A 22,318-nucleotide genomic window follows, 5' to 3' on the forward strand; every position below is an offset into this window, starting at 1 on the left:
CCCTACCGTTCCGGCAGCGCCGTGCCGCGCCGCGCCAGCGCGATCAACGCGTCCGGCGCCAGCGCGTGCGCGAACACATAGCCTTGCGCATAGTCGCAGCCGGCCTGCACCAGCAGCGCGTGCTGGGCTGCCGTTTCCACCCCTTCGGCCACCACCTTCAGCCCCAGCTTGTGCGCCATCACGATGATGGCCTCGCACAGCGCCAGGTCGCCCGAGTCGCCCGCCATGTCCTGCACGAACACCCGGTCCAGCTTGAGGAAATCGATGTCGAACTTCTTCAGGTGGGTCAGCGACGCGTAGCCGGTGCCGAAGTCGTCCAGCGCCACCTGCAGGCCCATGGCGCGGTAGCTGCGCAGGCGCCGCAGCACCTCGGCCGCGCCGTCCAGCAAGATGCCCTCGGTGACATCGATGACAATGCTGCGCGGCGCCAGCTGCAGCGCCGCCACATAGGCCGGCCAGCCCTCGGACCAGCCGGGGTCGCCGCGCAGCTGCCCCGGCGACTGGTTCACGCTGATCTGGAACGGCCGCCCCAGCTGATCCTGCCACTGGCGCGCCTGGTCGGCCGCGCGGCGGAACACCCAGTCGCCGATTTCACCCATCAGGCCGCTGTGCTCGGCCTGGGCGATAAAAGCGTCCGGCTGCAGCAGCCCGCGCTGCGGATGGCGCCAGCGCAGCAGCGCCTCGGCGCGCTCGATGGCGCCGCTGGCCAGGTTGACGATGGGCTGGTACACCAGCTCGAACTGCGCCGCCGCCAGCGCGCCGCGCAAGTCGGCCGCCAGCCGTTGGCGCTGCTGCGCGGCCAGCTGCAGGTCCTGGGTGAAATAGTGGTAGCGGCTGCGGCCGGCCTGCTTGGCCGCGTACATGGCCTGGTCGGCATGCTTGAGCAGCTCCTGCGGCGCCTGCGCGTCGGCCGGGTAGCAGGCGATGCCGACGCTGGCCGACACCACGCCGCTGTCGCCGTCCAGCTCGAACGGCTCGCCCAGCGCGCGGACGATCTCCTGCGCCACCCGCTCCACGCTGGCCAGCTGCTCCAGCCCGGCCAGGATCACGGTGAATTCGTCCCCGCCCAGGCGCGCCAGCGTGTCCGAGGCGCGCACGCAGCCGGCGATGCGGGCCGCCGCCTGCACCAGCAGCGCGTCGCCCTTGTCATGGCCCAGGCTGTCGTTGACCTGCTTGAACTGGTCCAGGTCGATGAACAGCAGCGCCAGCTGCATGCCTTCGCGCCTGGCCTTCTTGATTTCCTGGCCCAGCCGGTCCTGGAACATGTGGCGGTTGGGCAGCGCCGTGAGGGCGTCGAAGTTGGCCTGCTGCCAGATCAGGTCGGACGACTGCTTGCGCTCGGAAATGTCGGTCACCAGCGCCAGCGCGCCCAGGTAGCCGCCCTCGGCGTCGAAGATGGGGTTGGTGGCCAGGGTGGCCCACAGCGGCGCGCCATCGCTGCGGAGGAACTTGAACTCGTGGCGCTCGCGCAGGCCCTGCTGGCGCTGCGCGATGTTGCGCTCGAGGATGGCGCGGCCCTCGTCGTCCATGAAGGCCATCAGCGGCCGATCGACCATGTCTTCGATGGCGTAGCCCAGCATGCTGGCCATCTTGGGATTGACGAAGGAGGTGCGCGACTGCGCGTCGATCTCCCAGATGCCCTCGTCGGCGCTGTGCACGATGCGGCGGAAGCGCTCCTCGCTGTGCTCGAGCGCGGCCAGCTTGCCTTCGGCCAGTTCCAGCACCACCCGGAACGCCTGGCCGCTGCCGTCGGCGCTGGCGCGCAGCGTGACCGGATAGCCCTGTTCGCCTGGCCGGCCGCGCGTCATCTGCAGGTCGCAGCGCTGCACCGCGCTGGTGTTGAGCGCGCTTTGCACGAAGGCGTCGAAATCGGCCATGAAGCGCGGCGCCACGAAGTGGCGGAACTTGACCCGGGCGGGATTGTTGCGCGGCAGGCCCAGCAGGTCGGCGCCCACCAGGTTCATCTGCAGCACGGTGGTGTCGAACGCCAGCACGAAATAGCCCACCGGGGCCAGCAGATAGATGTCGTTGAAATAGCCCTGCTCCTGCTCGTAGCGCAGGCGTTCCGGGCTCAGCGCCAGTTCGTCCGCGCCTAACTGGGCGCCGCCGCCCGGCTGCACCGCCAGCGAGGCCAGCGCGGGCAAGGCATGCCACGCCGGCGCGTGCAAACCGGCCAGGCCGCCCGGCGGCGCGCCGGCGGCCGGCGCGGCTTCGGCGCCCCCGGCGGTGGGAGCTTGCATATCCTTATCCATGTCACCCTTGGTCGCAATGGCCAGGCAGTGGCCGAACGCGATTCTAGACTAGCATGTCTCATTTGCAATGTCGAGCGTCCGGCGGCGCCAGGCGCCGCCCGGCCTAGCGTGCGTGGGCCCGGTTCAGGTGCCGCTCGGCGCGCCGCTGCAGCGTTTCAAAGCCCAGGCTGAGCAGCCAGTAGATGGCCGCCGCCGCCAGGTACAGCGGCAACGGCTGGAAGGTGGTGGCGATCAGTTCCTTGGTGGTGAGCATCAGCTCGGTCATGGTGATGACCGACACCAGCGAGGTGTCCTTGATCAGGCTGATCAAGGTGTTGCTCATGGACGGCACCGCCACCCGCAGCGCCTGCGGCAGCACCACGTGGTACAAGGTGCGCCAATAGCCCAGGCCCAGGCTGTAGCTGGCCCACCACTGGCCGCGCGCCACGCTCTGGATGGCGCCGCGCAGGCTCTCGGACAGGTAGGCGCCGGCGTTCAGGCTCAGCGCCAGGATGCCGGCCGTGACCGGCGTGAATTCGATACCCACGCTGGGCAGGCCGTAATAGATGACGAACATTTGCACCAGCAGCGGCGTGCCGCGCATCACGCTGACATACAGCCCGGCCGGCCAGGCCAGCAGCTTCCACGGCAGGATGCGCGCCACGGCGGTGGGGAAACCGAGCAGCAGGCCGCCCAGCATGGCGGCCACCGCGTACGCCAGCGTGTAGCCGGCGCCGGTCAGCATCACCGGCCCCGCTTCGCGGAACAGCTCCTGCAATTCCTGCAGCCCCATCGCTTACGGCGCCTTGCTGACGTCCACCCCGAACCATTTCACCGAAATGGCTTTCAGGCTGCCGTCGGCGGCGGCCTCGGCCAGCGCCTTGTCGATCGCGGCCTTGAACTGCGGGTTGCCCTTCTTGAAGGCGGCCGCCACTTTTTCCACCTTGCCGACCTTGGCGCCGGCCTTGATCGGCAGGTCCGACGTCTTCAGCAGATACGCTGTCATCAGGCTGTCGTTCAGCGCGGCGTCGACCCGGCCCACGGCCAGGTCGCGCAGGTTCTCCGGCGCGGCCGGGTAGCTGCGCACCTCGATGCCGGGCACGGCCTTGGCCTGCTGCTCGTACACGCTGCCCTGCCCCACGCCCAGGCGCTTGCCCTTCAGGTCGGCCAGCGTGCTGTACTGCGCCTTCTCGTCCTTGCGCACCACCAGCTGCGGCATCGAATACTCATAGGGCGCCGAGAAATCGAAGGCCTGCTCGCGCTTCGGGTTGACCGTCACCTGCGACACGATGACGTCGTACTTGCCGGCCTGCAGGCCGGCCAGGATGCTGGCCCACTCCGAGGTGACGAACTCGGTCTTCACGCCCAGCTTGGCGGCCAGCAGCTTGGCCACGTCGACGTCGAAACCGGCCAGTTCGCCGTTTTTCTGGTCCTTGTAGTTAAACGGCGGATACGTGCCTTCCAGCGCCACTTTGATGGCGCCGCGCGCCTTGACGGTCTCCAGCAGGTCGGCCGCGTGGGCGCCCGCAGGCGCGGCTGCGGCAGCGGCCGCCAGCAACAGGGAGGCCGCCGCCAGTTTCAAAGAGGATCGGGAAGTGCGCATGGTTATCCTTGTGATGAAGTTTAGTAGCGGCGGCGCTGGCCGCGTCCGAAATTGTGGCCCACCACCAGAATGGAACTGGCGATCAGGCTGCTCAAGCCCATGACCAGCTGGATCAGCTTGTCGTCCGGCAGCACCCACATCGATCCCTGCGGCGGTTCGGCCTGGGCGATGGCCACGATCAGCGGCGACACCCATTCGGCCTCGGCGTCCACGTCGAGGATGATGGCGCCGTCGGCGCTGGTCTGCATGTGGATGGTGCCGCCCTCGGCCAGCGTGAAGCACACGCCATAGCCGGTCTCGTTGGGACCGATATGCTCCTTCAGCGCCAGGTTGTGCTCTTCGATCCACAGCTCGACGTCGCCCGGGCTCTCGAGCGCGGTCCAGGGCACCGGGCGAAAGCGCGGCTTGGCTTCGATATTGTCTACTGCGTCCTGCATGGATTTCCTGTCGGTAAAACTAAAAGAATCCGGCAGTGTAACCCGGCCCGGCAAAAACGTCAGCCTTTCCAGGTGCGCTTCAGGCCCGTGTCCGCATGGATCCAGCCGCCCTGCGGCGTGTTGCGGTAGTAGTAGCCGACCCCGCCCTGGCGGAAGCTGCGCACCAGTCCGCCCAGCACTTCGGCGTTCAGGTTGCGGATACGGATATCGGCCGCCTTGCCCTGGATGTGCAGCGACTGGCGCGCGGCCGGCACGCCCTGTTCGATCAGGCGCTTGTTCGAATCCGGCGTGCGGTAGCCCGACAGGATCTCGACCGGGCTTTCAATGCCGTAGCGCGCCACGAAGGCTTGCGTGCCCCACAGCGTTTCCAGCAGCTTGGGATCGATGGGTGCGGTTTCCTTGCCGTTGACGTCGCGCAGCAGGTGGCACAATTCCTGATAGGCCGCATCGATCATCTCGCCGTCCTTCCAGTACAGCAGGCTGGCCTTCTCGCCGCTGGCCGGGCGGGTCACGCTGATGGTGCGCGGCTTGAGCCAGAACTCCATATCGAGCAGCTGGGCGTCGAATATGTCCGGCGGCGGCTCCAGATCCGGATCGGCCTGCGGCGCCGCCGCAGCCAGCTGGGTGGCCGGCTTGATTGCCGGCTGCGCGGCCGGCCTGGCCTTGGCAACGGCCTTGGCCGGCGGCGACGCGCAGCCAAGCAGCGGCACGCCGATGAAACTTGCGGCCGTCAGGCCGAATCCTGTCTGTAGAAAATTCCTGCGAGTAGCCATAGCAATTCCAGTGTAACGATATTGATTACTATAGCCTATAGCAGGGGGAGTTGAGAAACCTCTTTAAGTATACGACGCAGGTTTAAGAAAAATTTAAGGTCCTTCCTTTGCGGAACACGAGCATGGCACTTTAGTGCGGCGACAACATCACGCCGGACATCCGTGAAGCACCCAATTTAAGCCCGGAGCGCTCAGGCGCCCGCTCCGGCTGCATGGAACGGATGGGCATGCGCCACGTCAGCCGCCAGCGCGGTACGCGGCGGGTCCAGCAGCATGCCCTGCGCCAGCAAGGCCTGCCCCGACACGTCGCCCATGCGCTGCAGCGCCAGCAGCGATTCCGCCGTTTCCACCCGCTTGAAGACCACGCGCGCACCGGCCTGGCGGGCCTGCGCCAGCAACGCCAGCACGCTGCCCTGGTCCGCGCGCTGGCCCGCCTCGAGCCGGATCACGTCCGGCCGCACCCGTTCCAGCAGATGCAGGCCCTCGCGCGCGCTGGCGGCGTTCACCGCGAAACGGAAGCCGTTGCGGCGGTAGTTGTCGGCCACGTAGTTGAGCAGCCAGCCCTGCTGCGCCGTCACCGGCGGCAGCTGCAGCACGATGCGGCCTATCGGCAAGTCCAGCGCGTCCAGGATGCGCTGGAATGCGTAGCCGTGGTTGCTGCTGACGGCGCTCAGCAGCCGGTCATGCACGTTCAAGCAGAGGTCGGCGCCACCGCTGTCTTCCTGGCGGAAGAAGTTGATCGCGTGCAGCATGCGGCACAGCCGGTCCAGCTCGATCGACTCGTCGTCGCTGGCCGCATGGTCCAGCAGCTTCCACAGCGACAAGCCCTGGTCCGCCGCCGACACGCTGCGCGCCAGGCCCTCGTACGCCACCGCCCGCCCCTGCGACAGCTCGCGCACCGGCTGGAACGCGCTGGTCATGGTGCAGTTGAAGAAGCGGCCCTGGGCGCGGCCGTCCGCGTCCAGCCAGATGCTGGTGCTGTTGTTTGGGCCTGCGCTGCCCTGCCCGGACAAGCGGGCCAGGTATTGTTTCAGTACGGGATAAGTCATTCGGTGCTCCAGCGGCGTTGGTTTAGCGGCAAATCAAGCCGCAGACTAACCGAGCCGGAGCGCCGCCAGAACGAATCGTTTCACCGTTCCTTATGCAAAATCCGCATGAGGAAGGCGATTCAAGCTGCGTATATGAATATGCCGAAAGATTCGTTCCCGTCCCGGCGGCGCGCCCGTATCGTAAGCCCATCCGCCACCATCCGCTCAACGCGCCGCCGCCATGTGCCAGTTACTAGGAATGAACAGCAGCAAACCAGCCGACCTGCGCTTCTCCTTCGCCGGCTTTGCCGAACGCGGCGGCCGCACCGGCGAGCACAAGGACGGCTGGGGCATCGCCTTCCACACGCGGCGCGGCTGCCGCCTGTTCACCGAGCACCGCGCCACCATAGAGTCGCCGCTGGCCGAGCAGATCAAGCGCCGCCGCATCAAGGCCAGCAACGTGGTGGCGCACATCCGCAAGGCCACGCAGGGCCGCGTGGCGCTGGAGAACAGCCATCCGTTCACCCGCGAACTGTGGGGCAAGACCTGGTCCTTCGCGCACAACGGCGACCTGAAAGGCTTCCACCCCGACCCGGGCGCCTACACGCCGGGCGGCGACACCGACAGCGAACGCGCCTTCTGCCATTTGATGTCCGGCCTGGCGGACCGCTTCCGGACCGCGCCCAGCCGGCGCGCGCTGTATGTGGCGGTATCCGAGCTGAGCGCGGAGATCGCCGTGCACGGCACCTTCAACTTCCTGCTGTCGAACGGGGAAACGCTGTTCGCCCACTGCTCCACCCAGCTGCACTACGTGGCGCGCGCCTGGCCGTTCTCGGTGGCCAGCCTGGTGGACTGCGAACGCAGCATCGACTTCCGCCACCACAACGGCGTGCATGACCGCATGGCCGTCATCGCCACCGCGCCGCTCACGTCCAACGAGCCCTGGGTGGCGTTCGTGCCGGGCGAGCTGAAGATGTTCGCCGATGGCAAGGTGCAGGACGGCGCCGCGCTGAATGCGCACGGCAGCCGGGCCGGCGCGGTCCAGAGCCAGGCCTGCGCCATGTGCTGAGCGGCCGCACGCAGGGACCGCGCCGCGCGGGCCCCGTCTCCTGCGCGGGTGCCGGGACGGCTACGCGGCGACCGCGTTGATGCCGATGGCCACGCGCGGCGCCGCGTCCGCATGCGGCTCGAGCTGCTGCTCCAGCCAGTTCGGGAACACCAGCAACTGGCCGGCGCTGGGCTGGGCCGCCGTCATGCCGCCGCCGTTGGCCCCGCGTCCCGCCACCTGCCCCAGTGCAACGGCCGGGCGCGGATCGCGGAACAGCAGCGGCCCGGCCTGCTGCGGCACCTGCAGATAAAAACATCCACTGAGCAAGCGGTTGGCGTGCATGTGCGGCATGTTGAAGCAGCCGCGCTCATGCACCTCCAGCCAGGCCTCCATGCGGAAACGCACCGCGCCGGGCAGCTGCATTTCCTGCAAGGCCTGGCCGAAACAGGCTTGCGCCGCCTCGTGCAGCGGCGCGAACACCGGCTGCTCGAACAAGGTGGCCGCGCTGTTCCAGCCCTGGCGCATACTGCCGCCGGCCGCTTGCGGCTGGGCCGCGCGCCACTGCCCCGCCGCGTTCAGCCAGAGCGGGAAATGCTGCTGCAGGAAAGTGAGATCGAAGGACCACAGCGTGGTCGGGAAGATAGCCTGGCGGGCGACCGTGATGTCGGGCATGGGGGAGCGGCTCAGGCCGAGTTGCAGTTGCAGAAGCGCTTGCGCTGGCTGGCGTCCGGCTCCGCGCTGCGGTCGAGCTGTTTCCAGAAAAAGATGGTGTCCACGCCATACGGCGAGCGCACGTGGCCGGAGCGGATATAGCCCTGGCTGGCGAAGAATTCCTCGCCGGTGGCCGTGCTGTGCAGCTGCACCGCCTTCACGCCCCAGTTGCAGGCAGTTTCCTCCACCTTGGCCAGCATGGCCTTGCCGGCGCCCTGGCCGCGCGCCTCCGGCAGCAGGTAGCACAGCGCCAGCTTGCCGGCGCCGGTCAGCAGGGACACGCCGATCACCTCGCCGTCCTTGAGCGCCACCACGCAGTAATTCGTCGGGGATTCGAACCAGCTCGCCACGGTCTGCGGGGTCTTGTTGCCCAGCCATGCGCCCAGGATGCCGGGGTCGTTCTTATGGTCGAGCACGCAGCACTCGGTAATGGAGCGGCGCAGCACATTGCACGCTGCAAAAGCGTCTTCCGATGCAGCAATACGAATTTCAAGACTCATTGTGTTCAAAAAAATTACCCGCCGCATGGCGTCACAGGCCGACTATACACCAGCGGTAAGAAAACCGTCGGGCCGCTCGACCCGCACCATGAAAGCCAGCTGCGGTCTAAGCATATTACGAAAAATTCGTATCTTTTCCCGGCCGAATTATAGACCATGCATATATGTTTTTTACGAGAGCCAATAATGTCTAAGAAAATTTCCGTATTAGGTGCAGGCAAGCTGCCACGCCGTTTCTTCCTCGCTGCCGTGGCCGCCGCCGCGCTGCCGCTGGCCGGCAATGCCTGGGCCGCCGACCCCGTGCTGCTGAACGTTTCCTACGATGTGATGCGCGAAGTGTTCAAGGATATCAACCCGGCCTTCATCGCCGACTATAAGAAGAAGACCGGCGTCACGCTGACCGTAAACCAGTCGCACGGCGGCTCGTCCAAGCAGGCGCGCTCCGTGGCCGACGGCCTGGAAGCATCGGTGGTGACGATGAACCAGGCCAACGACGTGGACCTGCTGGCCGACCGCGGCCTGGTCGCGGCGGACTGGAAAACCAAGTTCCCGCACGGCGCCGCGCCGTTCTACTCCACCGTGGTCTACCTGGTGCGCAAGGGCAATCCCAAGCAGATCAAGGACTGGACCGACCTGGCCAAGCCGGACGTGAAGGTGGTGATCCCGAATCCTAAAACTTCCGGCAACGGCCGCTACACTTATCTGGCCGCATGGGGTTCGGTGCTGAAAAAAGGCGGCAACGAAGCGCAGGCGCGCGAGCTGGTGGGCAAGATCTTCAAGAACGTGCCGGTGATGGACACCGGCGGCCGCGCCGCCACCACCACCTTCACCCAGCGCCAGATCGGCGACGTGCTGGTGACGTTTGAAAACGAAGTGCAGCTGGTCAGCAGCGAATTCGGCGACAACTTCGAAGTGGTCTACCCGGCCGTCTCCATCCTGGCCGAATCGCCGGTGGCGGTGGTGGACAAGGTGGTCGACAAGCGCGGCCTGCGCAAGGAAGCGACCGCCTACCTGAACTTCCTCTACTCCGACGCCGGCCAGGACATCCTGGCCAAGCACCACCTGCGCCCGACCTCGGAAGCGGTGGCCAAGAAGTACGCCGCCGCCTTCAAGCCGATCACGCTGCTGAGCGTGGACACGGTGTTCGGCGGCTGGCGCGCCGCGCAGAAGAAACACTTCGACGATGGTGGTGAATTCGACAAGATCTACGCCACGAAATAAGCCTTAGCCCAGCGTTTTCGCGCTACCCCGGCCCCGCAGTTGCTCTGCGGGGCTTTTTTTTGCGCCCGCTCAAGCGTGCGCCTCACATTCAATAGACGAGTTACGCGATTTCCTGTATTGTCGATTCTGGGGAAACGTTGCCGCATAGATAGTAAAATTCTATCCCGCCGCCCCCGTCCGAATACTCTCATTCCGAAGACAAAAATGATCAAGAAAACAGTAGCAGCCCTGCTGATGTCCTTGAGCGCCGCCGCTATGGCGATGCCGCTCGGCTCGCAGTCGGTGCTGGTAGTCGAAGACGACACCGGCAAGATCCTGGTGGAAAAGAATGCCAACGCCGTGGTGCCGATCGCCTCGCTGACCAAGCTGATGACGGCCATGGTGGTGCTGGACGCCAAGCAGGACATGAATGAGGAAATCGAGATCGACAAGGAAGACGTCGACACCCTCAAGCACAGCACCTCGCGCGTGCCGGTGGGCGCGGCCATTCCGCGCGGCGACGTGCTGCAGCTGGCGCTGATGTCCTCGGACAACCGCGCCGCCGCCTCGCTGGGCCGCACCTACCCGGGCGGCACGCCGGCCTTCAAGGCCGCCGTCAACGCCAAGATCCGCGCGCTGGGCCTGACCCAGACCGTGATCGAGGAGCCCACCGGCCTGTCGCCGAACAACAAGTCGACCGCCTCCGAACTGGTGAAGATGGCCGCCGCCGCCTCCAAGTACGAGGCGATCCGCCGCATGACGACGGACAAGAACGAGATCATCAACATCAAGGGCCGCAAGGTGGAGTACCACAACACCAACCGCCTGGTGGGCGCCAAGGGCTGGGACATCGGCATGTCCAAGACCGGCTACACCGAGGAAGCGGGCCGCTGCCTGATCATGCGCATCACCTCGGCCGGCAAGAACGCCACCCTGGTGCTGCTGAACGCCAAGGCCAACTCGGCGCGGCTGATGGACGCCTTCAACATCCGCCGCTTCATCTCCGGCGCGGAAGAAGAGGCCAAGCCGCGCGTGATGCGCGCCTCCAGCCGCAAAAAGGCGCCGGCCACCAAGAATCCGCGCCGCCGCCGCGCGTCCTGACGCCGCTTAAGTGTTGTTTTAGCGGTGATTTAGCGTTGATCATGCGCTGATCAGCGCGCGCAGGCCGCTGGCGCGCTGCGTGCGCTGTCCGATAGCGGTGTCCAGCACCGCTGCCGACGGGGTGCACAGCGTGAAGTGCTCCTTGGCGCGCGTGATGCCGGTGTAGACCAGTTCGCGCGCCAGCACAGCGCCGCCCTCGCGCGGCAGCACCATCACCGTGTGGGCGAACTCCGATCCCTGCGATTTGTGCACCGTCATGGCGAACGCGGTGTCGACCTGGCGCAGCCGCGTGGCGAGCACGCTGCGGATGCTGGCGCCCTCGCTGAAGTACACGCGCAGCGAGCCGGGACGCGCCGGGTCGGGCAAGGTCAGCCCGATGTCGCCGTTGAAAACACCGGTGCCGTAGTCGTTGCGGGTAACCATGACAGGCCGCCCCACGTACCACTCGCTGCGCTTGCGCAGCAGACCGGCCGCTTCCAGCCGCTGTTCGATGGCTTCGTTCAGCCCGGTCACGCCCCACTCCCCTTCGCGCACCGCGCACAGGATGCGGAACGCTTCGAAGCTACGCAGCACTGCCAGCACCCACGCGTCATGCGCCGGCCCCGGCTCGGCCAGCAGCCTGGCGTCGGCGGACTTGATCATGCGCAGATAATTCTGATAGCCGCCGTACTGGTGGCCGCCATTCGTGCCGGGACGGCCGGACAGGGCCAGCTGCAGCACGTCCTGCTGCTGCGCCGGGTCGATCCATGCAAGCTTGCCGCCGCTGTCGGCGCCCAGCACGGCGCGCACGGCTGGCGCGTCGCCCGCATTGACGGCCAGCGCCAGTTGCCCGATCGGGCCGCCGAAACGGCGGCTTTCGCGCAGCATCACGGTCTGCTGCGCCAGCGCACCGGCGCCGCCCTGGAAGCCGGGCGGGATGTCCTGGCCGGTGGCGGCGCGGATGTAGTCCACCGTGGCGGCGTTGTAGCCGCCGGCCTGCGCGTCGTGGCACAAGTCGCCCAGCACCGCGCCCGCTTCCACCGACGCCAGCTGGTCCTTGTCGCCCAGCAGGATCAAGCGCGCGTTGGCAGGCAGCGCATCGAGCAGCACGGCCATCATTTCCAGGTGCACCATCGACGCCTCGTCCACGATCAGCACGTCCACGTCCAGCGGGTTGCCGCGATGGTGCACGAAGCTGCGCGTGTCCGGCCGCGCGCCGAGCAGGCTGTGCAAGGTGCGCGCGGCGCCCATGCGGGCAGCCAGCTCCGGCAGGTGCAGCTCGGGCACGCGCCTGGCCAGGTCCTCCAGCGCGTGGTCGATGGACTGCTTGAGGCGCGCGGCGGCCTTGCCGGTGGGCGCCGCCAGCGCTATGCGCAGGCCGGCCGCGGACGCGCCGCCTCCGGCGGTGGCGAACAGCAGCGCCAACAGGCGCGCGACGGTGTAGGTCTTGCCCGTGCCCGGGCCGCCGGTGATGATGCCAAGATTGCTGCGCAAGGCAGCCGCGCAGGCGATCTTCTGCCAGTCCGGCCCGCCCTCGCGCGGCGCATGGTCGAACAGGACATCCAGCCAGTGGCGCACCCGTCCCACGTCCACCAGGCGCGGCGTGGCGGCGCGCTCGCGCACCGCGTGCGCCACCGTGGTTTCGTCGCGCCAGTAGCGGCGCAGGTAGAGGCGTTCTCCGTCCAGCACCAGCGGCTGCTGGAAGTCCAGGTCCTGCACCGGCCAGACCTGCTCGCATTGGTAGAGCATGGCGCGCCAGGCGGCGACCGATTTGGGCAGCGCGCCGGCGGCGTTGCGCAAGGCGCTCCAGTCGTCCTCGTTCCAGCCCAGCAGGGTGCGCGGGTCGCCGGCCAGCTCGGACAGCAGCAGGCAGCTGTGGCCGCGCCCTTCCAGCTCGGACAACAGCACGCAAGCCAGCATCAGCGGCGGCGAGTTGTGGCCCAGCGAGCCGACAAAGCGCGCAAAGGCGCCGCTCAGGCGCCGCAGTTGGCCCGCTTCGGTCAGCGCGTCGATCTGCTCCAGCAGCGCCGCCGCTTGCATTGCTGCGGCCTGCGGCGTAGCGGCATGCGCGTCAGGTTTCATGGATGTGTCCAAGCTGTGGTGCCTCGTTCAGTAATTCGTCCAGCCCGTCCAGCAGGGCCGCCTCCGGCTCCAGCAGGTAACAGCCGCGCGTGTGCGCGTTGCCCACGCCGCGCAGGAAGAAGAAGATGGCGCCGCCCAGGTGCTGGGCCGGATCGTAGGCCTCGCCCATGCGGTTGCGCAGCAGGCGGTGCAGCGCCTGCATGTAGATGGCGCCCTGGATGTCATAGCGGTGCTCGGCCATGCCGGCCGCCAGCGACGGCGTCTGGTAGGCCGCGTCGCCCGCGCCCAGCGCGTTCGATTTGTAGTCCAGCACCCAGTAACGCCCTTCGTGCTCGAACACCAGGTCGGTGAAGCCTTTCAGCATGCCGTGCAGCTGGCGCTCGGGCAGCGTTGGGCGCGGCACGCCGCACAGCAGGTGGCGCCGGCACAGGCGGTCCAGCGCGCCAGTGCGGAGGCGCTCGCTGGGGAACCAGAATTCCATCTCGGGCAGCACGGCGTGCAGGCCGGACAGCGACGCGCCGAGTTGCGGCAGCGGCGTCGTGGCGATGGCGCGCAGCCAGGCCAGCGTGTCGTCGGCGCGGTTGGACCACCCGGCGCGCTCGATGCGGCGTAACAGGCGCTGGTCGAAGTGCGGATCGTGCACCTCGCCGAAGCCTTCCTGGCCCATCCACTCCAGCTGCTCGTGCAGGAAATTGCCGGGCACCGAGCCGCGCGGGAAGCGGTGCCAGGGGGCGTCCTCGGGACGCAGGATGGGCGGCGCGTCCAGCCCTTCCAGCAGCTTTTCCTCGCCCGAGCTGCGCGGCACGTGGCGGCCGCCAGCCAGGCCGGCGGCGCCGAACGGTTCGCCGGCAGGTGTGTCGAACGGCGAGTCGAACGGCGCGCCGGCAGCGGCCGATGTTGCGCCGGCGCTGGCCAGCGATGCGCCGTGGCCCGATGCATGCGCGCCGCCGTAGGCTGCGGCGCCGGGGCCGTTGCCGCGCCGCGCCAGCGAGGTGAAGCTGCCGACCGACCAGTCGCGTTCGAAGTCGCCCTCGAAGCGCTGCGCCTCGACCAGCTCCGGGCGCTGTTCGACACGGTTCAGCATGGTCAGCGCGCCGGCCTGCTCCAGCGCGCGTACGGAAATCGCCTCGCAACCGCCTTTCACCTGTTCCCAGCGCGCCAGCAGCTCAGCCCCCGGCAAGGGTTCGCCGCCGGTCAGCAGATAGCCCAGCGCCGAGTCGTGCAGCAAGCTGGCGCCCCGCGCGGCCACGCCCAGCCACAGGAAATGGCGCGGACGCGTGAGCGCCACGTACAGTAGCCGCAAGTCCTCTTCCAGCCGCGCCGCCTCCGCCGCCGCCAGCGCCTCGTCCGACAGCGACATGTCTATCCTGCGCTTGCCGTCCTCTCCCGTGTATTCGAAGAAGCTGCGGTTGCGCCGGTCCACCTTGCGCGCCGTGGTGGCGAACGGCAGATACACCAGCGGATACTCCAGGCCCTTGGACTTGTGCACCGTGACCACCTGCACCAGCTCCGCGTCGCTTTCCAGCCGCAGCACCCGCTCGTCGCCGCCCTCGCCGCCGCCCTCGACCTGCTCGGCGAGCCAGCGTATCAGCGCCTGCTCGCCGTCCAGCTGGCGGCTGGCCGACTGCAGCAGTTCGGCCAGGTGCAGCAGGTTGGTCAGCCGGCGTTCGCCGCCCGCCTGCGCCAGCAAGCTGGCCGGCAGGTTCAGTTCGTGGATGAAGCGGCGCAGCATGGCCAGCACGCCCTGCCGCTGCCACACCACGTGCAGCGCCTTGAGCTGCTCCACGCGCGCTTCCCACGCCAGCTCGTCGGCCGACAGGCGCGCCAGTTCGGCCAGCGGCAAGCCCGCCGTGCGCGTGGCGAACGCGGCCCGCGCCAGGCCGCCGTCCAGCGGATTGGCCAGCGCCGACAGCCAGCGCAGCACGTCGCCCGCTTCCTCGCTCTCCAGCACCGAATCCTTGTCCGACAGGTAGACGCTGATCACCTTGCGCCGTTGCAGCGCGCGCCGGATCGCCGCCGCCTCTTTGCCGTCCCGCACCAGCACCGCGATGTCGGCCGGCTGCAGGCGCTTGAAGCCGTCCGGCCCGTCGAATCCGGCGCGCGGGTCGTTCAGCATGGCGGTGATGTGCTCGGCGCAATGCCAGGCGAAAAATTCCCGGTAGGCGTCCGCCTTCATGTCGTCGGCCACGCTGCAGGATACCGTCAGCGCCTCTACCTGGCCGGCGGCGCCGACCAGCCGCTCCTTGCGTCCGTTTGCGCCCACCGCGTCGAAGGGCAGCGGGTTGCTGCCGTCGGCCTTGCGGAAGCGGAAGGCTCCGCGCGCCAGGCCTTCGCCGGGGGCCGCCCCCTCGGCGTGCAGGAAGACCTGGTTGACCGCCGCCACCAGCGCCGCCGTGGAGCGGAAGTTGGTGCCCAGCTGGTAGTGCCGCCCTTCGGTGGCCAGCCGCGCCGACAGGTAGCTGTGGATGTCGGCGCCACGGAAGCCGTAGATCGACTGCTTGGGGTCGCCGATCAGGAACAGGCCGGTCTCGGCTTCGTTGGCCGCCACGCGGTACAACAGGTCGAAGATCTGGTACTGGATCGGCGCGGTATCCTGGAATTCGTCCACCATGGCCACCGGGTACTGCTCGGTGATGCGCTTGCGCAGCGCGGCGCCGTTCTCGCCCAGCAGCGCGGCGCGCAGGCGTTCCAGCATGTCGGCAAAGCCGAACTGGCGCGTGCGGCGCTTCAGTTCCGCCATGCGGCGGGCGATGGCCGCTGCCGCGTGGCGGTACAGCGGGTGCGCCAGCGGCTCGATCTCTTTCAGGCCGGCTGCCAGCAGCGCGGTGGCGTCGAAGTCGTCCGGCACCGCCGGGCTGTAGCCCTTGGCGCAAGCATCGGCGATGCCGTCAGGGGTCAGGCGGCGCCAGGCCGTGTCGCTGATGTCGGGCAAGACCTGATAGTCGTCCTGGGCCCACGCGCGCAAGCCGTCGAACCATTTGACCAGTGTTTCCGGTTTCATCTTCACGCCGTTGAAGCACTTGGGCGCGGCTTCGCGCTGCTGCGCGATCCACTGCTCCATGCGGTTGGCGCGCTCGCCCCAGCCGTCTTTCAGCTCCAGCAGCTGGGAGCGCTGGAAGCGCAGCACGCGCGCGATCAGCGCGTCCAGCGGTTCTGGCTGCGATGGCAGGCCCGGCTGCGCGGTATGCTCGCTATCCGCCTCGGCGACGAACTCGCTGCGGCGCGACAGTTCGCGCACGCTGCGCTTGAGCGCTTCCACGTCCGGCCAGCAGCCCAGCAACTGCTCCAGCGCAGCTTCCTTCAAGGGATAGACGTGCTGGCGCCAGTAGTCGTGCGCGGCGTCCTCGAACAGCGCGCCCTCGTCGCCCACCAGTTCCTCGTCGAACAGGCTGCCGCTGTCGAAAGCGTGCTCGCGCAGCATGCGCTGGCACCAGGCGTCGATGGTGAAGATGGCCGCTTCGTCCATGGTCTCGGCAGCCAGCATGAGCCGGTGCGCGGCCTGCTGGCGCGCTTCGTGCGAGGGATACGAGTCGAGCAGGGCGTCCAGGTAGCCGTCCTGTTTATCGGACTGGCCACGGAAGTAGGCCGCCGCTTCAATCAGCCGCTCGCGCACGCGGTTGGACAGTTCGCGCGTGGCGGCGCGGGTAAAGGTCATTACCAGGATATCGGCCGGCAGCAGCGGACGGCGGTAGGCATGCTCGCCGCCGTGGCCCAGCACCAGCCGCACATACAATGCGGCGATGGTCCAGGTTTTGCCGGTGCCGGCGCTGGCTTCGATCAGCCGCGAGCCGTGCAGCGGGAAAGTCAGTGGTGCGAGCAAGCTCATTATTCGTCCTCGCCTGCGATGGGCGTTATCGTTATTTGCTGCGCCATCCATTCGGCCAGCGGGCCGTAGAGTTCCTGCGCGACGTCGGCCCATTCGGCTTCGCCGGCCAGCGCCGCGAAGTCCGGCCACAGGCGGGCCAGACACAGGTCGTCGCTCTCGCCGTTCACTTCAAAGCCGCCGTCGTACGTGGCGCGCGGGTCGCCGCCCTGCACCAGCGCCAGGCCGGTCTTGCAGGCGGTGGGCAATGGGCGGTTCATGCCGTCGCGCCAGATGGCGACCACGCGGGCCAGCGTTTCGCGCGCGTGCTGCAAGCCGAGCGGGTCCATCTTGACGATCACGTCGCGCGCGGCCAGGTAGCCGGTAACGGATTCGCCTTGCGCGGCGGCGGCCAGCTGACGCAGCCACATAAGAATGAGCTTGTCGCCACGGCCTTTGTATTCATCCTTGGCCTTGGTGGCGGCCTTGGAGGAGATTTGCGCCAGCCAGACTTTGTCGGTGCCGTTGCTGCGCAGCTGGTCGACCCAGTCTTCCAGGACGATGCTGTCCCCCGCCGCGCCGAATTCCAGGCTGACCGGAAGTTTGGGCGCGGGCAGCGGGTAGCGGGCGCACAGCTGCAGCCACGCGGTGCGCACCGGCACCAGGGCGTCGACCAGTTTGGCCTGTTCCTGCTTGCCGATCAGGCCTATCGGCAAGCGGCCTTCGCGGCCCAGCTGCTCGGCGCGCTCGGTGAGGTTGGCGCGCACATCGGCCATCGGTTCAGGTTCGCCGCTGTCGTCCAGCATCATGTCTTCCAGCTGGTAGCGCTGCAGCGCATTCAGGGCGAACGGTTCCTCGTCCTCGCCCACCACCGCCGCTTCGGCGAACATCACGCCCAGGCGCTGGCGGAAGAAGTAGCGCACCGGCTGGCGCATGAAACTGGCCAGGTTGTTCAGGCGCAGGCGGAAACTGGGTTCGAGCTCGTAGGGCGGAATGCCGGCGGTCACGGACGGCGCGGCGGCATCGGCGCCGGCGTCAGGCGCGGCGGTACCGGCAGCTGCGCGGGCGCCTGGCGCGGCGCCGCCGGCATCGGACGCGGACGCCGGTGCGGCGGTGTGCGCGGTGCGCCATTCGCCGGCGTAGGTCAGCAGGCCGCCGGCTTCAAAGTAGCGGCGGCTGAAGGGCTGCAGGGCGTGTTCAGTGGTGCGCGCGGCCAAGTCCACATGCCAGCCGGCCTTCAGGTAGTCGCACAGCTGCGCCACCAGCACCGACGGCGGCTGTTCGCTGTTGTCGCGCACATGGCGGCCCACCCAGCTGAGGTACAGCTTGTCGCGCGCGGCCAGTACCGCTTCCAGCATCAGGTAGCGGTCATCGTCGCGGCGCGAGCGGTCGCCCGGACGGGCCATGCCGGGCAGCGCCAGCAGGTCGAAGTCGGCCTTGCGGGCGCGGCGCGGGAAGTCGCCGTCGTTCATGCCCAGCAGGCAGACCACGCGGAACGGCACCGCGCGCATCGGCATCAAGGTGCAGAAGGTGACGCCGCCAGACACGAACTGGTGGTCCAGCGTCGGCTCGTCCAGCGCGCCGAGCCAGGACTCGCGCAGCACCGCCAGCGGCACCGCTTCGTCGAAGCCCGCGCCTTCGCAGGTCTCCAGCCAGCGGTTCAGTGTGTCGTCCAGCAGTGCCAAAGTCAGGCGGTCGCCCTCCTCGCGCGCGTTGAAGAAGGCCGCCAGCAGCGCGCGCGCCTGCACGCCCCATTCAGCAGGGGAACGCGGCTGCGCCAGCAAGGCGCGCCAGTGCAGCAAGGCTTCCACCAGTTGCGCCAGCGAGCCGGCCAGCGCGGCGTCCAGCCCGCCCACTTCGCCGTACGATTCGATGCCGCTGAAGGCCGTGTCCCTGCCGCTGGCGTAGCCGAGCAGCATGCGCCGCACGCCGAAGATCCACGCATTCTGCTCGCCGGCCGGCGCCAGGCCCAGGCCGGCGCGGTGCTGCTGGTCCAGGCCCCAGCGCACGCCGGCGCCCTCGATCCACAGGCCCAGCGTGGGCAGGTCTTCTTCCTCCAGGCCGAAACGGGCCGCCAGCGCAGGCACGTCCAGCAAGTCGCGCACCTCGCTCTGCCGGCAACGCTGCTGCGGCAGGCGCAGCAGCCATTCCAGCGCCACCAGCAGCGGATTCACGCTGCGGTCGTTCACGTCGCCGATTTCGAACGGGATGTAGCGCGGGTCGCTGCGCTTGTGCTGCGCGAAGACGGCGTGGATGGCTGCGCTGAAGACGTCGATATCCGGCACCATCACCACCACGTCGCGCGGACGCAGCGGGCGGTCTGTGTGCTGGGCGGCGGCGAACATGGCCAGCAGCTGGTCGTGCAGCACTTCCACTTCGCGCTGCACGCTGTGCGCCACGTGCAGCTCGATGGAGCGGTCATCGTCCGGCGGCTGCGGGTAGTGGTGGTCGGACAGCGGCAGCAGGTCGCGCACCGCGGCCTGCATCTGCGCCAGCATGGTGTCGCCGTCGCCGTCGCTGAACAGGTCCACCCGCAGCGGCGCCACGGCGCCACCGTCGCCGCGTTCCTGCGCCAGCTGCGCTGCCTCGTTGGCAGCCGCGTCGAACTCGTCCAGCATGCGCACGAAGTCGCGCCCCTGGCGGCCCCAGCTCGCCAGCAGCGGGTGGCTGTGCGCGTGCAGTTCCTCCAGCGGAATCAGTCCCAGGTCCACGCCGTTGCGCAGCTGCTGCCGGCGATGCGCCGAACGCAGCAGATCGCGCCCTTCGATGATGTCGCCCCAGTAGAACTGGCAGGGATTGGGCACCGCCAGCACCACCTGCGTGTAGCGCGCCAGCGAGGCCAGCGCCTGCAAGGTCTGGTACGGCAGCGCCGACACGCCGAACAGCACGATGCGGCGCGGCAGCTTGCCCTGCGGCTGTTCGCCGCGCTCGGCGGCCAGCACGAACTCGGTGTGCACGGTGGCGCGCCCCAGCCCGCGTTCCTGCTCCGGCACGCTGGCGATCACCGCGCGCCACAACGCGCCCTGCCATTGCTGGTCCGGCGCCAGCGGGATGCTCTCGCCGCGCGCCGTGCGCAGCGCGTCGCGCCCTTCGGCCCAGTCGGTGAGCCAGTCGGCGCGGTAGACCTGGTACTGGTCGAACAAGTCGGCCAGGCGTTCGGCCAGCTGCAGCCGGCGTTCCGGGTCGCCGTCGCCGAGGAAGTGGCGCAGCGGCGCGAACACCTCGTCGGCCAGCAGCGTAGGCAGCAAGCGCATCAGGCGCCAGGTCAGCGGCCCTTTGTCGAAAGCGGAAATGCGCGGCACCCGGTCGCGCCCCAGCATCCCGCGGTAAGTCTCCCACAGGAAGCGCGCCGGCAGCGCCACGCGGTTGGCGGCGCACACGCCCATTTCCTCGGCCAGCGCAATTTTCAGCCATTCGGCCACGCCGTTCGACTGCACCAGGAAAATGTCGGACTCCAGCGGCGCCAGCGGATGGTTGCGCAGCCACTGGAACACGGCCGCGCGCAGCAATTCCATCTGGTTGCCATGCAGGATCAACAGGCCTGGGGTGATGCTTGATTCCATAGATGAAGTGTAAAGGCGGCGCCGGAACCGCCATTATCACCCCAGACCGGCTTTAAGTGTAGGCCGGCATTCGCGCCAGCAGCTTGTCCAGCGTAATGGGATAATCCCGCACCCGCACCCCGCTGGCGTTGTAGATGGCGTTGGCCACCGCCGCACCGACCCCGCAGATGCCCAGCTCGCCCACCCCCTTGGCCTTCATGGGCGAGGAAATGGGGTCGGTTTCATCCAGGAAGATCACATCCTGGTGCGGTATGTCGGCGTGCACCGGCACTTCGTAACCGGCCAGGTCGTGGTTGACAAAGAAGCCGTGGCGCTTGTCCAGCGCCAGGTGCTCCATCAGCGCGGCGCCCACGCCCATGGTCATGGCGCCGATCACCTGGCTGCGCGCCGACTTGGGGTTGAGGATGCGCCCGGCCGCGCACACGGCCAGCATGCGCCGCACGCGGGTTTCGCCGGTGGCCGCGTCCACGCCCACTTCGACGAAATGCGCACCGAAGGTCGATTGCTGGAATTCCTTGTCCAGCTTGCCGAATTCGATGGCGTCCTCGCCCACGATTTCGCCGCTTTCGGCCAGCTTGGCCAGCGGCGTGGACTTGCCGCCCGCGCTCACCTGGCCATCGGCGAACACGGCGTCCGCCGGTGGGTAGCCAGCCTTGCGCGCCACCTCCTCGCGCAGTTTCACGCATGCCGCGTACACCCCGGAGGTGGCGCTGTTGCCACCCCACTGCCCGCCGGAGCCGGCCGAGACGGGGAATTCCGAATCGCCCAGGCGCACGGCCACGCTGGCCAGCGGCACGCCCAGCATTTCGGCCGCGGTTTGCGCAATGATGGTGTAGCTGCCGGTGCCGATGTCGGTCATGTCGGTTTCCACGGTGACGCTGCCGTCCCGCTCCAGCCGCACGCGCGCGGCCGACTTCATCACCAGGTTGTTGCGGAAAGCGGCCGCCACGCCCATGCCCACCAGCCAGCGGCCGTCGCGCACGCTGGCCGGCACCGGCTTGCGCGCGTTCCAGCCGAAGCGTTCCGCCCCACTGCGCAAGCAGTCGATCAGGCGCCGCTGCGAGAACGGCCGGCCGGGCTTTTCGGGATCGACCTTGGTGTCGTTCAGGATGCGGAAGCGCACCGGGTCCATCTGCAGCTTCTCGGCCATCTCGTCCATCGCGATTTCCAGTGCCATCAGGCCGGGCGCTTCGCCGGGGGCGCGCATGGCGTTCCCCTCCGGCAGGTCGAGCACCGCCAGGCGGGTCTTGGTCATGCGGTTGGCGCCGGCGTACAGCAAGCGGGTCTGCTGCACCGCCACTTCCGGCTTGCCGCCGGGCAGATCGCCGGACCAGGACTCATGGCCGATGGCGGTGATCTTGCCGTCGCGCGTGGCGCCGATGCGGATGCGCTGGATGGTGGCGGGACGGTGCGTGGTGTTGTTCATCATGAGGGGCCGCTGCAGCGCCACCTTCACCGGCCGCCTGGCCGCGCGCGCGCCCAGCGCCGCCAGCAGCGCCTCGGCGCGCACGAACAGCTTGCCGCCGAAACCGCCGCCGATATACGGCGACACCAGCCGCACCTGCTCTTTCGGGATGCCCAGCGTTTTGGCCAAGTCGCCCTTGCCCCAGGCGATCATCTGGTTCGAGGTCCAGACGGTGACGTGGTCGCCCTTCCATGAGGCCACCGAAGCGTGCGGCTCCATCATGGCGTGCGACTGGTCCGGCGTGGTGTAGTGCAAGTCCAGCTTGACCGGCGCCGCCGCGAAGCCGGCATCGAAGTTGCCCGCCTTGGAATCGGCCGGCGAATCCGGGTCGGGCCTGGGCGACCTGGCCTTGTCCTTGGCCTTCGCCAGGTCATAGGCGCCCTTCTCGCGCACGTATTTCACCTTGATCAGTTGCGCGGCGGCGCGCGCCTGCTCGAAGGTGTCGGCCACCACCAGCGCGATGGCCTGGTGGTAGTGCTGGATTTCGGGGCCGCCCAGCAGTTTGGCGGTATTGAACTTGCCTTTGCCCAGCTTGCCCGCATTGGCGGCGGTGACCACCGCCAGCACGCCAGGCGCGCGCTGCGCCATGACCACGTCCATGGAAGCGATGCGGCCCTTGGCGATGGCCGAGCCGACCACGTAGCCGTAGGCCGCGGCGGGCGCTACCCCATGCTGTTCGTAGGCATAGGGCGCGGTGCCGCTGGTTTTCATCGGCCCGTCGATGCGGTCCGTGGCGCGGCCCACCACTTTGAGCTGGTCGATGGGATTGGTGCCTGCGGGAGTGTTGAATTTCAT

15 protein-coding genes are annotated in these 22,318 nt (G+C 68.3%); 3 read left to right on the top strand and 12 right to left on the bottom strand.

Annotated elements, in window-relative coordinates:
• Positions 1-2: 2 nt before the first annotated feature.
• From AC6H42_RS24765 to AC6H42_RS24790, 6 genes are all read right to left on the bottom strand, one after another.
• Positions 3-2,240 carry a putative bifunctional diguanylate cyclase/phosphodiesterase gene (locus AC6H42_RS24765; protein WP_497549176.1) on the bottom strand — a complete coding sequence of 746 codons (2,238 nt, stop codon included), beginning with the start codon at positions 2,238-2,240 and terminating at the stop codon, positions 3-5.
• Between the two features lie 115 nt (positions 2,241-2,355).
• Positions 2,356-3,024 (bottom strand): amino acid ABC transporter permease, encoded by a 669-nt coding sequence (locus AC6H42_RS24770; RefSeq protein ID WP_057156957.1) that lies wholly within the window; start codon positions 3,022-3,024, stop codon positions 2,356-2,358.
• Between the two features lie 3 nt (positions 3,025-3,027).
• Positions 3,028-3,834, bottom strand: a complete 807-nt coding sequence (locus AC6H42_RS24775) for a transporter substrate-binding domain-containing protein (RefSeq protein ID WP_497549177.1) — start codon at positions 3,832-3,834, stop codon at positions 3,028-3,030.
• A 20-nt stretch (positions 3,835-3,854) separates the two neighbouring features.
• Entirely contained in the window at positions 3,855-4,271 is a 417-nt protein-coding gene (locus tag AC6H42_RS24780) for a hypothetical protein (RefSeq protein ID WP_057156955.1), read from the bottom strand.
• A gap of 59 nt (positions 4,272-4,330) precedes the next feature.
• Entirely contained in the window at positions 4,331-5,044 is a 714-nt protein-coding gene (locus AC6H42_RS24785) for a YcbK family protein (RefSeq protein ID WP_497549178.1), read from the bottom strand.
• A 191-nt stretch (positions 5,045-5,235) separates the two neighbouring features.
• Positions 5,236-6,093 (bottom strand): EAL domain-containing protein, encoded by an 858-nt coding sequence (locus tag AC6H42_RS24790; protein WP_497549179.1) that lies wholly within the window; start codon positions 6,091-6,093, stop codon positions 5,236-5,238.
• Between the two features lie 220 nt (positions 6,094-6,313).
• Here AC6H42_RS24790 and AC6H42_RS24795 point away from each other — a divergent pair, with 220 nt between their 5' ends.
• Complete coding sequence (locus AC6H42_RS24795) at positions 6,314-7,141, top strand: class II glutamine amidotransferase (protein WP_497549180.1); 828 nt, start codon at positions 6,314-6,316, stop codon at positions 7,139-7,141.
• Between the two features lie 60 nt (positions 7,142-7,201).
• Here AC6H42_RS24795 and AC6H42_RS24800 read toward each other — a convergent pair whose 3' ends face one another.
• Together AC6H42_RS24800 and AC6H42_RS24805 are read right to left on the bottom strand one after the other, a co-directional pair.
• Complete coding sequence (locus AC6H42_RS24800; protein WP_497549181.1) at positions 7,202-7,792, bottom strand: putative 2OG-Fe(II) oxygenase; 591 nt, start codon at positions 7,790-7,792, stop codon at positions 7,202-7,204.
• Positions 7,793-7,803: 11 nt separating this feature from the next.
• Complete coding sequence (locus AC6H42_RS24805) at positions 7,804-8,277, bottom strand: GNAT family N-acetyltransferase (protein WP_307188293.1); 474 nt, start codon at positions 8,275-8,277, stop codon at positions 7,804-7,806.
• A gap of 240 nt (positions 8,278-8,517) precedes the next feature.
• Here AC6H42_RS24805 and AC6H42_RS24810 point away from each other — a divergent pair, with 240 nt between their 5' ends.
• Complete coding sequence (locus AC6H42_RS24810; RefSeq protein WP_497549182.1) at positions 8,518-9,552, top strand: sulfate ABC transporter substrate-binding protein; 1,035 nt, start codon at positions 8,518-8,520, stop codon at positions 9,550-9,552.
• 204 nt (positions 9,553-9,756) lie between these two features.
• Complete coding sequence (locus AC6H42_RS24815) at positions 9,757-10,632, top strand: serine hydrolase (RefSeq protein WP_057156950.1); 876 nt, start codon at positions 9,757-9,759, stop codon at positions 10,630-10,632.
• A 39-nt stretch (positions 10,633-10,671) separates the two neighbouring features.
• Here the strand turns inward: AC6H42_RS24815 and recD are convergent, their stop codons facing one another.
• The 4 genes from recD to paoC are packed head-to-tail and all read right to left on the bottom strand — an operon-like array spanning position 10,672 to position 22,318.
• Entirely contained in the window at positions 10,672-12,693 is a 2,022-nt protein-coding gene (recD, locus tag AC6H42_RS24820; protein WP_497549183.1) for an exodeoxyribonuclease V subunit alpha, read from the bottom strand.
• Positions 12,683-16,519, bottom strand: a complete 3,837-nt coding sequence (gene recB / locus AC6H42_RS24825; protein WP_497549184.1) for an exodeoxyribonuclease V subunit beta — start codon at positions 16,517-16,519, stop codon at positions 12,683-12,685. Before recB ends, recD begins: the two co-directional genes overlap by 11 nt.
• Positions 16,519-20,058: an exodeoxyribonuclease V subunit gamma gene (gene recC / locus AC6H42_RS24830; protein WP_497549185.1), complete on the bottom strand. Its 3,540-nt coding sequence runs from the start codon at positions 20,056-20,058 to the stop codon at positions 16,519-16,521. Before recC ends, recB begins: the two co-directional genes overlap by 1 nt.
• Positions 20,059-20,110: 52 nt before the next feature.
• Positions 20,111-22,318, bottom strand: coding sequence for an aldehyde oxidoreductase molybdenum-binding subunit PaoC (gene paoC / locus AC6H42_RS24835; RefSeq protein WP_497549186.1), 2,208 nt, complete (start codon positions 22,316-22,318; stop codon positions 20,111-20,113).

It is taken from the genome of Massilia sp. NBRC 108631 (genome assembly GCF_059704565.1).